The sequence below is a fragment of the Bacillus sp. CH_48 genome, from assembly GCF_038008465.1.
In the GTDB taxonomy this organism is placed as follows: Bacteria; Bacillota; Bacilli; order Bacillales; family Bacillaceae_G; genus Bacillus_A; species Bacillus_A thuringiensis_S.
Genome location: NZ_JBBOZF010000001.1, coordinates 3,064,237 through 3,077,992 on the forward strand (window position 1 = coordinate 3,064,237; position 13,756 = coordinate 3,077,992).

Below are 13,756 nucleotides of genomic sequence, written 5' to 3' on the forward strand. Positions count from 1 at the left end.
GAACGATGGAATTTTCTTTAAAAAGATTATATGATAGTAACTAAAGTAGTCTAGCTCACTTTCACCATTTATGAAGGGGGAAACGAGATGTCAATTGAAATTAAAACGAAGTACGGTCAAATTGATATTAGTACAGATGTAATTGCAACAATTGCTGGAGGTGCCGCGGTAGATTGCTACGGTATCGTAGGTATGGCATCAAAAAATCAGTTAAAAGATGGATTAACAGACATTTTACGAAAAGAAAACTTCACTAGAGGTGTTATTGTTCGTAAAGATGAAGATGAAGTACATATTGATATGTATATTATTGTGAGCTATGGTACGAAAATTTCAGAAGTGGCACATAATGTGCAGACGAAAGTGAAATATACATTAGATCAAACTGTAGGACTAGCAGTAGATTCTGTAAACATCTACGTACAAGGAGTTAAAGTAATAAACTTGTAATGTGCATTAAGGAGGAAAATCTGTGTCAATTCAAAAAATTGATGGAAAACGTTTATCACAAATGATCATGCAAGGAGCGAATAATTTAACAAATAATGTTCAGCTTGTTGATGCATTAAACGTATTTCCAGTTCCAGATGGCGATACCGGTACAAACATGAACTTATCTATGACTTCAGGTGCGCGTGAAGTGAAAGCAAATCCTTCACAGCATGCTGGTAAAGTCGGCGTAAGTTTAGCCAAAGGATTATTAATGGGAGCTCGTGGTAACTCTGGAGTTATTCTATCTCAGTTGTTCCGTGGTTTCTCTAAATCCATTGAACAAAAAGAAGAATTAACAACAGTTGATTTTGCTGCAGCACTAGAAGCTGGAGTAGAGGCGGCTTATAAAGCGGTTATGAAACCGATTGAAGGAACGATTTTAACGGTTGCAAGAGAAACGGGTAAATATGCAGTAACAGTTGCGAAAAAACAGCGCGACTTTGTTTTGTTTATGGAAGACGTTGTGAAAGAAGCAAACGCATCGTTAAATCGTACGCCAGATTTATTACCTGTATTAAAACAAGTTGGCGTTGTAGATAGCGGTGGTAAAGGTCTTGTAGTGGTATACGAAGGATTTTTAGCTGACTTAAAAGGAGAAACGATTTCTTCTGATGCACCGACGCAAACATCTATGAATGAGATGGTACGCGCAGAACATCACCGTAGTGTACAAAGCCAATTGAGTACAGAAGATATTAAGTATGGATATTGTACGGAGTTCATGGTGAAATTAGAGGCTGAAAAGGTGAAAGAGCATAATTTCTCTGAACAAAAATTCCGTGAAGATATTAGTGTATATGGTGATTCTCTACTAGTTGTGTCTGATGATGAAATTGTAAAAGTTCATATCCACGCAGAGCATCCTGGAGACGCTATGAACTACGGGCAAAAATACGGTAGTTTAATTAAAATTAAAGTAGAAAATATGCGTGAACAGCATACTGCTTTATTAGATGAACCTGCTATGGTTCCTGAACAACCAGCTCAATCGAAAGAAAAACAACCATATGGTATCGTAACTGTGGCAATGGGGTCTGGTATTAAAACTTTATTTGAGAGCATCGGCGCAACGAAAGTTATCGAAGGTGGTCAAACGATGAATCCAAGTACGGAGGATATCGTGAAGGCAATTGAAGAAGCAAATGCTGAAAAAATCATTATTTTACCGAATAACGGAAATATTGTAATGGCAGCGGAACAAGCGGCATCAGTTGTAAATCAAGAAGTTATTGTTGTTCGTTCGAAAACAGTTCCTCAAGGTATGGCAGCAATGTTAGCATTTAACCCAGTTGGAACGTTAGAAGAGAATGAAGAAAACATGCAAGAAGCTTTATCTCATGTGAAAACAGGTCAAATTACGTATGCTGTACGTGATACGGAAATTGATGGTGTAGCAATTCAAAAAGATGACTTCATGTGTATTGCAGATGGAAAAATTGTATCTACAAATGCTGAAAAAGTAGGAGCTGCGAAGCAATTACTAGAAGCGCTTATTGATGAAGATTCTGAAATCGTAACGATTCTACAAGGTGAAGATGCAACTGACGAAGAAGTAGCGGAGTTAGTTGAATTTGTAGAAGAGAAATTTGAAGATGCAGAAGTAGAAGTGCATGCTGGAAACCAACCAGTGTATTCTTTCATCTTCTCTGTAGAATAAGATAAGATTCGTTTTGAGAATAAATGGATTACTTACTTGCTAATGGATAAGAAGTAGTAATATGAAGTTTATTACTAGTTTTTATTCAAAAGGCTAGCATATTGAAGAGAGAAAAGAGCCTTGCTGCTAATAGTGAGGCTCTTTTTTACTTGTTTTATATAAGGGATTTGAGTAGTTTCTCTTAGAATGCCTATGATAGAATAAATAAGGTGAAAGAGAGCGATTACAGATGCTAATTGGTACTCAAATAAAATGCAATAAAGAAAATAATGTGACGGGGTGTGAGAATCTTGAATGATGTTGTACAAGTTCCTGTTACGGATGTAAAGGGGATCGGAGGAGAAACATCTGAGTTACTACATGAGATGGGGATTTATACAGTTTCTCATCTATTAGAACATTTTCCGTACCGTTATGAAGATTATGCGATGAAAGATCTTGCTGAAGTAAAGCATGATGAACGTGTAACGGTTGAAGGGAAGGTTCATAGTGCTCCTTTGCTGCAATATTATGGTAAGAAGAAATCGCGTCTAACAGTTCGTGTTCTCGTCGGTCGTTATTTAATTACGGCGGTATGTTTTAATAGGCCTTACTATAAGCAAAAATTAACGTTAGATGAAACGGTAACGATTACTGGTAAATGGGATCAACATCGTCAAACAATTGCTGTATCAGAACTTCATTTTGGGCCAGTTGTACGTCAACAAGAAGTGGAGCCAGTTTACTCAGTAAAGGGGAAACTTACAGTAAAACAGATGCGTCGTTTTATTGCTCAAGCGTTAAAGGAATATGGAGATTCTATAGTCGAAGTGTTACCGGATGGTTTGTTAGGCCGGTATAAATTATTACCAAGATATGAAGCACTTAAGGCTTTGCATTTTCCGGTAGGACAGGAGGATTTAAAGCAAGCGCGTCGCCGTTTTGTATATGAGGAATTTTTCTTATTTCAGCTGAAAATGCAAACGCTGAGGAAAATGGAGAGGGAAAATTCAAAAGGGACGAAGAAAGAGATTCCGTCAGTAGAATTACAAGAATTTATCGATGCACTGCCGTTTCCGTTAACGGGTGCGCAGCGCCGAGTTGTAGATGAAATTTTAAAAGATATGACATCTCCTTATCGGATGAACCGACTATTACAAGGTGACGTTGGTTCTGGGAAAACAGTTGTTGCTGCGATTGGCCTTTATGCATCGAAATTAGCTCATTATCAAGGTGCTTTAATGGTTCCTACAGAAATTTTAGCTGAGCAACATTATCAGTCGCTTGTTGAAACGTTTTCGCATTTTGGTATGAAGGTGGAACTGCTAACAAGTTCTGTTAAAGGTGCGAGACGACGAGACATTTTAGCGAAGTTAGAACAAGGAGAAATAGATATTCTTGTTGGAACGCACGCTTTAATTCAAGAGGAAGTTATATTTCATAGGTTGGGTCTCGTTATTACGGATGAACAGCATCGATTTGGTGTAGCGCAGCGCCGAGTTTTACGGGAGAAAGGTGAAAGTCCAGATGTATTATTTATGACAGCGACACCAATTCCGCGTACGCTTGCAATTACTGCATTTGGAGAGATGGATGTTTCAATAATCGATGAGATGCCAGCAGGGAGAAAGGTGATTGAAACATACTGGGCAAAACATGATATGTTAGATCGCGTCCTCGGTTTTGTTGAGAAGGAGATAAAAAAAGGAAGACAGGCATACGTTATTTGTCCTCTAATTGAAGAATCTGAGAAACTTGATGTGCAAAATGCTATCGACTTACATAGTATGCTGACGCATCATTACCAAGGGAAATGCCAAGTTGGATTGATGCATGGGAGATTATCGTCTCAGGAAAAAGAAGAGATAATGGGACAGTTTAGTGAAAATAAAGTGCAAATTCTTGTATCGACAACAGTTGTTGAGGTTGGTGTGAACGTACCGAATGCGACTGTGATGGTTATTTATGATGCAGAACGTTTCGGTTTATCGCAGCTTCATCAGCTTAGAGGGCGTGTCGGGCGTGGTAGTGAACAATCATATTGTTTATTAATAGCAGACCCTAAATCAGAAACAGGAAAAGAAAGAATGCGCATAATGACTGAAACAAATGATGGATTTGTATTGTCAGAAAAAGATTTAGAATTACGAGGTCCTGGAGATTTCTTTGGGAGTAAGCAAAGTGGCTTACCGGAATTTAAGGTTGCTGACATGGTACACGATTATCGAGCGTTAGAAACAGCAAGGCAAGATGCGGCGATACTAGTAGAGTCAGAAGCATTTTGGCACAATGATCAATACGCTGCCTTGCGTACGTATCTTGATGGGACAGGTGTGTTCCAAGGAGAGAAGCTCGATTAAAGGGAGTCAACAAAAAAATTGTTGCATTCTACTTTCAATGATTATATACTACTGTTAGTACCTAGTCATAAAAATGGATGGTGCGGTATGAAGAAAAGAAGAAGTAAAAAAGAAAGACAAGAATTATTACAACAAACAATCGAATCAAATCCTTTTATTACGGATGAAGATTTAGCGGAAAAATTTCAAGTGAGTATACAAACAGTACGACTGGATCGTATGGAATTGTCTATTCCTGAATTAAGAGAGAGAATTAAACATGTAGCTACAAAGCAACATGAAGAAGATGTGAAATCTTTACCGTTAGAAGAGGTTGTCGGAGAAATTATTGATATTGAATTAGATAGACATGCAATCTCTATCTTTGAAGTAAAGGTAGAACATGTATTTAAAAGAAATCAAATTGCCCGTGGGCATCATCTGTTTGCGCAAGCAAACTCACTAGCTGTTGCGGTTATTGATGAAGAATTAGCTTTAACTGCAAAGTCTACCATTCGATATATTCGCCCTGTAAAATTAGGAGAGCGTGTTGTTGCAAAAGCGCGTGTTGAAGACGTAGAGAATGATAAGGGACGGACGGTTGTCAAAGTGCGTAGCTTCGTTGGAGAAGAACTTGTTTTTACAGGCACTTTTGAAATGTATCGATCTAGTAATTATAGTGAGGAAGGTAACAACTTATGAAAATCGCAATAGATGCAATGGGCGGAGATCACGCTCCAAAGGCTGTAGTATTAGGGGCAATGAAAGCTATTAAGGAATATTCTGATCTACATATTACGTTAGTAGGGAAAGAAGAGGAAATTCGTCAATACTTAACGAGTGATGAACGAATTACTATTCTTCATACAGACGAAAAAATAGAATCGACGGAAGAACCAGTAAGAGCGGTTCGTCGAAAAAAACAAGCTTCAATGGTACTTGCGGCACAGCAAGTAAAGGATGGAGAAGCAGACGCTTGTATATCCGCAGGTAGTACAGGAGCTTTAATGGCAGCTGGATTATTTGTTGTCGGTCGTATGGAAGGAATTGAGCGACCAGCTTTATCGCCTACAATGCCAACTGTAGATGGAAAAGGTTTTGTTATGTTAGATGTTGGAGCAAATGTTGATGCAAAACCAATTCATTTATATCAATATGCAGTAATGGGATCTGTTTATGCTGAGAAGGTAAGAGGAATTGAAAATCCTCGTGTTGGACTATTAAACGTTGGAACAGAGGATGGAAAAGGAAACGAGCTTTCAAAGCAAGTATTTGCAATGCTTAAGGATGCGCCAATTAATTTCGTTGGGAACGTTGAATCGAGAGATTTATTGCAAGGTGTAGCAGATGTTGTTGTATGTGATGGTTTTACAGGGAATGTAGCGTTGAAATCATTAGAAGGAACAGCACTTGCGCTATTCTCTATGTTGAAAGAACAACTAATGAGTTCGTTTACGAGCAAATTAGCAGCGGCGGTATTAAAGCCAAAACTTATGGTATTAAAAGATAAAATGGATTATTCGGAGTATGGGGGAGCTGCATTATTTGGATTGAAAGCACCTGTCATTAAGGCTCACGGTTCTTCTAATGACCAGTCGATATTTAGTGCGATTCGTCAAACGAGAGAAATGGTAGCGAAAGAAGTAATTCCTACAATTTCAAGCGTAATGGAGAAAGAGTCACTCCAATAAGAGGAGGATTTGAAATGGGAAAAATAGCATTTCTTTTTCCGGGCCAAGGTTCACAGGCAGTTGGAATGGGTAAACAATTAGCAGAGAATAATAAAGAGGTTGCAAAAGTGTTTGCAAAAGCAGATGAGGTGTTACAAGATTCACTTTCAGAAGTGATTTTTGAAGGACCGCAGGAAAAGCTTACATTAACAACAAATGCTCAGCCTGCATTATTAACAACGAGTTTTGCTATTTTGACAGCTTTGAAAGAGTATGACATTACACCTAACTTTGTCGCTGGTCATAGTTTAGGTGAATATAGCGCTCTTGTAGCAGCTGGTGCATTAACTTTTGAAGATGCTGTATATGCTGTAAGGAAACGTGGCGAATATATGGAAGAAGCTGTTCCAGACGGGGAAGGTGCGATGGCAGCTATATTAGGTGCTGACCTAGATATGCTGAAACAAGTTACAGAAGAAGTAACAAGTGAAGGATATGCAGTGCAAATCGCTAATATGAATAGTACGAAGCAAATTGTGATTTCTGGAACGAAGCAAGGTGTAGAGGTTGCTTCTCAAAGAGCGAAAGAAAATGGTGCAAAGAGAGCAATTCCACTAAAAGTAAGTGGGCCTTTCCATTCTTCACTTATGAAGCCGGCAGCTGAGAAGTTCCAAAGTGTTTTAAATGAAATTACAATTCATGACACGAATATTCCTGTTATTGCAAATGTTACGGCGGATGTTATTACACGTGGTGCAGACATTCAAGAAAAGTTAATCGAACAGCTTTATTCGCCTGTATTATGGTACCCGTCTATTGAATGTATGGTGCAGCAGGGAGTAGATACATTTATTGAAATTGGACCTGGGAAAGTACTTGCTGGACTTATGAAGTCGATTGATTCATCAGTGAAAGCATATGCGATATATGATGAAGAGACATTAAAAGATACCATTTCAAATTTGAGAGGAGAAAACTGATGTTAAAAGGGAAGGTAGCATTAGTAACTGGCGCTTCACGTGGAATTGGTCGCGCGATTGCGATCGATTTAGCGAAACAAGGGGCAAATGTAGTAGTGAATTATGCAGGTAATGAACAAAAAGCAAATGAAGTAGTAGATGAAATTAAGAAATTAGGTTCTGATGCAATTGCGGTAAGAGCAGATGTTGCAAATGCTGATGATGTTACAAATATGGTGAAACAAACAGTAGATACATTTGGACAAGTTGATATTCTTGTAAATAATGCTGGTGTAACAAAAGATAATTTATTAATGCGTATGAAAGAAGAAGAATGGGATACAGTTATTAATACAAACTTAAAAGGTGTATTCTTATGTACAAAAGCAGTATCTCGCTATATGATGCGTCAACGTCACGGTAGAATTATAAATATCGCTTCGGTTGTTGGTGTTATAGGAAACCCAGGGCAAGCTAATTATGTTGCTGCTAAAGCGGGTGTTATTGGATTAACAAAAACATCTGCAAAAGAGTTAGCAAGTCGAAATATTACAGTGAATGCAATTGCGCCGGGCTTTATTGCGACTGATATGACAGATGTACTAGATGAGAATATTAAAGCAGAAATGTTAAAAGTTATTCCAGCTGCTCAATTTGGTGAAGCGCAAGATATCGCGAATGCTGTAACGTTTTTTGCTTCTGATCAAAGCAAATATGTTACAGGTCAAACGTTAAATGTTGATGGCGGTATGGTAATGTAATAAAAGAATCGATTTCACCTAGTTTTTTTGGTCAATATTTAATATAATATTTGAGGGGAGGTGAATGGAATGGCAGATGTTTTAGAGCGCGTAACAAAAATCATCGTTGATCGTTTAGGAGTAGAAGAGACTGAGGTAGTACCAGCTGCAAGCTTCAAGGAAGATTTAGGAGCAGACTCCCTAGATGTAGTAGAACTTGTAATGCAATTAGAAGATGAATTCGAAATGGAAATTTCTGATGAAGATGCTGAAAAGATTGCTACTGTTGGCGATGCTGTGACTTACATAGAGAGTCATCTATAATGCTTAAGTGAAGTCCCGTTTTTTAGCGGGGCTTTCTGGCTTATATCTGGAGGGACCTATGCCGTACCGAAAATATAGAGAAAAAAAATACGAAACAAAATATCGTGAAGCATTTAAAGTGTTTCAAGAAAAGATAGGTATTACGTTTACAGATGAAAAATTATTGATTCAAGCATTTACGCATTCATCGTATGTGAATGAGCATCGAAAAAAACCGCATGAAGATAACGAGCGTCTTGAATTTCTTGGAGATGCAGTATTGGAACTTACTGTATCGCAGTATCTGTTTCAAAAATATCCGACAATGAGCGAAGGAGAGTTAACAAAACTACGTGCAGCTATTGTATGTGAGCCATCTCTTGTTCGTTTTGCGAACGAATTGTCATTTGGTAGCCTTGTTTTATTAGGAAAAGGTGAAGAAATGACAGGTGGACGTGAACGACCAGCTTTATTAGCGGATGTCTTTGAAGCGTTTATTGGTGCCCTTTATCTTGATCAAGGGTTAGAAACAGTTTGGGAATTCTTAAAAGAAATTGTATATCCGAAAATTAATGAGGGTGCTTTTTCTCATGTGATGGATTATAAGAGTCAGTTACAAGAATTGATTCAGCGTGATGGTAGTGGCAATGTTGAGTATCAAATTTTGCAAGAAAAAGGACCAGCTCACAATCGAGAATTTGTGTCACGTGTTACGTTAAATAACGTAGCTTTAGGTCTTGGTAGTGGTAAGTCGAAAAAAGAAGCAGAGCAACAAGCTGCTGCAGAAGCATTAAAAAAATTAAAAGAACAACTATAAGGAATCCCCCTTTGAATGAGGGGGATTCCTTATGCATAGAATGAAACTTTCTTTTTGTTTGTGAATAAAAGGAAGGGAAATCCGTATGATAGCTCGTTTTTGTATAGATAACAGTTATAGCAACGGAGAATAGGAGGAAGGCCTTTCGTGTTTTTAAAAAGATTAGAAATAGCAGGATTTAAGTCTTTTGCTGAGCGTGTATCTGTTGATTTTGTCCCAGGTGTAACTTCTGTAGTAGGCCCTAATGGAAGCGGGAAAAGTAATATTACTGATGCGATTCGCTGGGTACTTGGTGAACAATCTGCAAAATCATTACGTGGTGCAAAGATGGAGGATATTATTTTTGCAGGCAGTGATACGAGGAGAGCGGTTAATGTTGCTGAAGTAACAATAACTTTAAATAATGAAGATCAACGTTTACCAATTGAATACAATGAGGTGTGTGTAACACGTCGTGTATCTCGTTCAGGTGATAGTGATTTTTATATTAATAAACAATCATGTAGATTGAAAGATATTATCGATTTATTTATGGACTCTGGTATGGGAAGAGAAGCTTTTTCAATTATTAGCCAGGGGAAAGTGGAAGAGATTTTAAGTAGTAAGTCAGAAGAGCGTCGAGGTGTATTTGAAGAAGCGGCAGGCGTACTGAAATACAAACTTCGCAAAAAGAAAGCTGAAGGGAAGTTAGCAGAAACACAAGAAAACTTAAATCGTGTACAAGATATAATTCATGAATTAAGTAGTCAAGTAGAACCTTTAGAAAGACAAGCTTCTATTGCGAAAGATTATCTTGAGAATAAAGAAGAATTAGAGAAAGTAGAAGCTGCGCTTATTGTACATGAAATTGAAGAATTGCATGAGAAATGGGAAGCGCTTCGAAATCAGTTTGGGCATAATAAAGACGAAGAAGCTAAAATGTCAACGGATTTACAAAAAAGTGAAGAAGAGCTTGAGGAATTACGAGGACAATTACAAGCGGTAGATGAGTCTGTAGATTCGTTGCAAGAAGTACTTCTTCTTTCTAGTAAAGAGCTAGAAAAACTAGAAGGACAGCGCGAGTTGTTAAAAGAGAGAAAGCAAAATGCTACGACGCATTGTGCGCAACTTGAGCAGTTAATTGTTGAATTAACAGAGAAAGCTAAAAGTTACGATGGTGAAATTGCGTCAAGTACAGAAGCTTTAATGCAATTTGTGAATGAAGTAAAAGAGTTAGAGCAAAAATTGCATGATAATGAGCAACTGCTTGCTACTTTTGCTGACAATTTAGAGGAACAGATTGAGAATTTAAAAGGTGACTATATTGAACTTTTAAATCAACAAGCTAGTCATCGCAATGAATTATCTATGATTGAAGAACAATCTAAACAGCAAACGTCTAAAAACGAGCGGCTGGATGAAGAGAATGCGAAATATGTAGAAATGCGTATGGAAATTACAGCGAAAAAGACGAAACTTGTAGAAAATTACGAACAAGTGAAAGAAAAAGTAGCTGGCATCCTCTCAAACATACAGAAGACAGAGGCGGCGCTCGGGAAATGTAAGACGCAGTATAGTGAAAATGAAACAAAACTGTATCAAGCATATCAATTTGTGCAACAGGCACGTTCTCGAAAAGAAATGCTTGAAGAGATGCAAGAAGATTATTCTGGCTTCTATCAAGGTGTACGTGAAGTATTGAAAGCTAGAGAAAATAGGTTGCAAGGTATCGAGGGTGCTGTTGCGGAACTGTTAACGGTACCTAAAGAATACGAAGTTGCAATGGAAATCGCTCTAGGTGCAGCGATGCAGCACATTGTTGTACAAACAGAGGAACATGCTCGTAATGCAATTGCATTTTTAAAGCAAAATAAACATGGGCGTGCAACGTTTTTACCGCAAGCTGTTATTAAAAGCAGGTCGTTATCATTTGAGCAATTACGCATTGTAAATCAACACCCATCGTTTGTAGGTGTGGCGGCAGAACTTGTGCAGTACAATAATAAATATGAAAATGTAGTTTCAAATTTATTAGGTACTGTTATTGTTGCGAAAGATTTACGCGGAGCAAATGAGTTGGCGAAACAACTGCAATACCGTTATCGCATTGTAACAATCGAAGGTGACGTAGTGAATCCTGGCGGTTCTATGACTGGTGGAGCGGTAAAACAAGCGAAATCTTCTTTATTAGGACGCCAACGTGAACTGGAAGAGTGGACTCGCAAGTTAACTGATATGGAAGAAAAAACAACGAAGTTAGAAAACTTTGTTAAAGCAGTAAAACAAGAGATTCAAGAAAAAGAAGTGAAAATACGCGAACTAAGGCAAACTGTAGAAGCAGAGCGTGTAGATGAGCAGAAATTAAGAGAAGAGATTAATCGTTTAGAATTAGAAGAACATCGTATTAATGACCGCTTGTCTATTTATGATTTAGAGATTGAAGGTTTTTTACAAGATCGAGTAAAAACACAAGGGCGTAAAGAGGCGTTAGAAGGGATCTTAACGAATCTTCAAGCTGATATCACAGAGTTAGATAGTAAAATTGTAGCTTTAACAAAACAAAAAAGTGAGCAACATTCTTCAAAAGAAAAAGTTCAAAAAGAAATGACTGAGTTAAAAGTGCTGGTAGCTGAAAAGCAACAACGCTTATCTAATCAAAAAGAAAAAGTTGAACGATTTACGAAGGGAAAAGAAGAAACGGATGCGACACTTGTAAAAACGAAAGAGGATTTAGCTTTCTTAAAACAAGAAATGACATCTAATTCAAGTGGTGAAGAGCAAATTACGAATATGATTGAGAAGAAAGCGTATGATCGTAATCAAACTTCAGAATTAATTCGCTCTCGTCGCGAACAACGTGTCTCGTTGCAAGAGAGAGTAGAACATTTAGAGCGTAATTTGAAAGAAACGACAGGTAAACATAAATATATTATTGAAATGTTGAAAGATCAAGAAGTGAAAATAAACCGACTTGATGTAGAGTTGGAAAATAGATTACAACATTTACGTGAAACATATACGATTTCATTTGAAGCGGCAAAACTAAAATATACAATGACAATGCCTGCAGAAGATGCGCGTAAGAAAGTAAAACTAATCAAATTATCCATAGAAGAGTTAGGTACAGTGAACCTAGGGGCAATTGATGAATATGAACGCGTAGCGGAGCGTCATACATTTTTACTAGAGCAGAGAGACGACCTAGAAGAAGCGAAAACGACATTGCACCAGCTTATTACCGAAATGGATGAAGAAATGAAAAAACGCTTTTTTACTACGTTTGAAGGCATTAGAATGGAGTTTCAATCGGTATTCTCTGAGTTATTTGGAGGCGGAAGAGCGGATTTAGTAATGACTAATCCAGAGGATTTACTAAATACGGGTATTGATATTGTAGCACAACCGCCAGGGAAGAAATTGCAGAACTTAGGTTTACTTTCAGGTGGAGAGCGTGCTTTAACGGCAATTGCGCTTTTATTTGGTATTTTAAAAGTGCGCCCAGTACCGTTCTGTGTACTAGATGAGGTAGAGGCCGCCCTTGATGAAGCGAATGTAGCTCGTTTTGCACAGTATTTAAAGAAATTTAGTGATGAGACGCAGTTTATTGTAATTACACATAGAAAAGGTACAATGGAAGAGTCTGATGTGTTGTACGGTGTAACAATGCAAGAATCAGGGGTATCTAAACTTGTTTCGGTTCGTTTAGATGCCGGAGAAGAACTTATTGCAAGTGAATAGGAAGGATGGGAAAGTATGAGTTTTTTTAAAAAACTAAAAGAAAAAATTTCAAAACAAACGGATACAGTTACAGAGAAATTTAAACACGGATTAGAAAAAACTAGAAATTCATTTGCGGATAAAGTGAATGATTTAGTGTATCGTTACCGTAAAGTGGACGAAGATTTCTTCGAAGAGTTAGAAGAAATCTTAATCGGTGCAGACGTTGGCGTCGCAACGGTAATGGAATTAATTGATCAATTGAAAGAAGAAGTACAACGTCGTAACATTCAAGATCCAAAAGAAGTACAAGCTGTTATTTCAGAAAAACTAGTAGGAATTTACAAAGGTGACAGCGATTTTAGTAACGAAATTAATATGCAAGAAGACCAATTAACGGTTGTTTTATTTGTTGGTGTTAACGGTGTAGGAAAAACGACGACAATTGGTAAACTGGCGCATAAGTTTAAATCAGAAGGTAAGTCAGTCTTATTGGCGGCAGGAGACACATTCCGTGCTGGGGCGATTGAACAATTAGAAGTATGGGGCGATCGCGTTGGTGTAGAAGTGATTAAACAAGGATCTGGATCTGATCCAGCGGCGGTTATGTATGACGCTGTACAAGCTGCAAAAGCACGTAAGGTAGATGTATTACTATGTGACACAGCAGGACGCTTGCAAAATAAAGTAAACTTAATGAAAGAGTTAGAGAAGGTGAAGCGTGTAATTGAGCGTGAAGTACCAGGTGCTCCTCATGAAGTATTGCTTGTTATTGATGCAACAACAGGACAAAACGGTTTAAGCCAAGCGAAAACATTCCGTGAAGCAACGAATGTAACAGGTATTGTTTTAACGAAGTTAGATGGAACTGCTAAAGGTGGTATTGTATTAGCGATTCGTAACGAAATTGATGTACCGGTGAAGTTTGTTGGATTAGGAGAGCAAATGGATGACTTGCAGCAGTTTGATCCAGAACAATATGTGTATGGTTTATTTGCGAACTTAGTAGAAACAGAAGAAGCGTAAGCGAAAGAAGCGGTATTTCCGCTTCTTTTTCTATAAAAATATATGATGTTAAGAAAAAAACTTGACACTCTTTTGGAC

At 37.8% G+C, this 13,756-nt stretch carries 11 protein-coding genes; all 11 read left to right on the forward strand.

The annotated features are described in order from the left end of the window. The first annotated feature begins 87 nt into the window (after nt 1–87). The 11 genes from N2V92_RS15595 (at nt 88) to ftsY (ending at nt 13,678) form a co-directional block, all read left to right on the forward strand. Nucleotides 88–450: an Asp23/Gls24 family envelope stress response protein gene (locus N2V92_RS15595; protein WP_000021109.1), complete on the forward strand. Its 363-nt coding sequence runs from the start codon at nt 88–90 to the stop codon at nt 448–450. A gap of 22 nt (nt 451–472) precedes the next feature. After that, a complete protein-coding gene (locus tag N2V92_RS15600) occupies nt 473–2,149 on the forward strand; it encodes a DAK2 domain-containing protein (protein WP_000027133.1) in 1,677 nt (558 codons plus the stop codon). 290 nt (nt 2,150–2,439) lie between these two features. After that, the gene (recG, locus tag N2V92_RS15605; protein WP_001000824.1) at nt 2,440–4,488 is read left to right on the forward strand and encodes an ATP-dependent DNA helicase RecG; all 2,049 of its coding nucleotides are present in this window, start codon (nt 2,440–2,442) and stop codon (nt 4,486–4,488) included. An 87-nt stretch (nt 4,489–4,575) separates the two neighbouring features. Continuing rightward, complete coding sequence (gene fapR / locus N2V92_RS15610; protein WP_000747349.1) at nt 4,576–5,169, forward strand: transcription factor FapR; 594 nt, start codon at nt 4,576–4,578, stop codon at nt 5,167–5,169. Next, the gene (gene plsX, locus N2V92_RS15615) at nt 5,166–6,158 is read left to right on the forward strand and encodes a phosphate acyltransferase PlsX (RefSeq protein WP_000684100.1); all 993 of its coding nucleotides are present in this window, start codon (nt 5,166–5,168) and stop codon (nt 6,156–6,158) included. Before fapR ends, plsX begins: the two co-directional genes overlap by 4 nt. Before the next feature lie 14 nt (nt 6,159–6,172). Then, complete coding sequence (fabD, locus tag N2V92_RS15620; RefSeq protein WP_000515908.1) at nt 6,173–7,117, forward strand: ACP S-malonyltransferase; 945 nt, start codon at nt 6,173–6,175, stop codon at nt 7,115–7,117. Beyond that, nucleotides 7,117–7,857, forward strand: coding sequence for a 3-oxoacyl-[acyl-carrier-protein] reductase (gene fabG, locus N2V92_RS15625; protein ID WP_000911774.1), 741 nt, complete (start codon nt 7,117–7,119; stop codon nt 7,855–7,857). Before fabD ends, fabG begins: the two co-directional genes overlap by 1 nt. Before the next feature lie 69 nt (nt 7,858–7,926). Continuing rightward, nucleotides 7,927–8,160, forward strand: a complete 234-nt coding sequence (gene acpP / locus N2V92_RS15630) for an acyl carrier protein (RefSeq protein ID WP_000786062.1) — start codon at nt 7,927–7,929, stop codon at nt 8,158–8,160. Between the two features lie 58 nt (nt 8,161–8,218). Further along, a complete protein-coding gene (rncS, locus tag N2V92_RS15635) occupies nt 8,219–8,956 on the forward strand; it encodes a ribonuclease III (RefSeq protein ID WP_001146875.1) in 738 nt (245 codons plus the stop codon). Nucleotides 8,957–9,103: 147 nt separating this feature from the next. Then, nucleotides 9,104–12,673 (forward strand): chromosome segregation protein SMC, encoded by a 3,570-nt coding sequence (gene smc, locus N2V92_RS15640; RefSeq protein WP_000478967.1) that lies wholly within the window; start codon nt 9,104–9,106, stop codon nt 12,671–12,673. A gap of 15 nt (nt 12,674–12,688) precedes the next feature. Continuing rightward, nucleotides 12,689–13,678 carry a signal recognition particle-docking protein FtsY gene (ftsY, locus tag N2V92_RS15645; protein ID WP_000007640.1) on the forward strand — a complete coding sequence of 330 codons (990 nt, stop codon included), beginning with the start codon at nt 12,689–12,691 and terminating at the stop codon, nt 13,676–13,678. Nucleotides 13,679–13,756 lie beyond the last annotated feature (78 nt).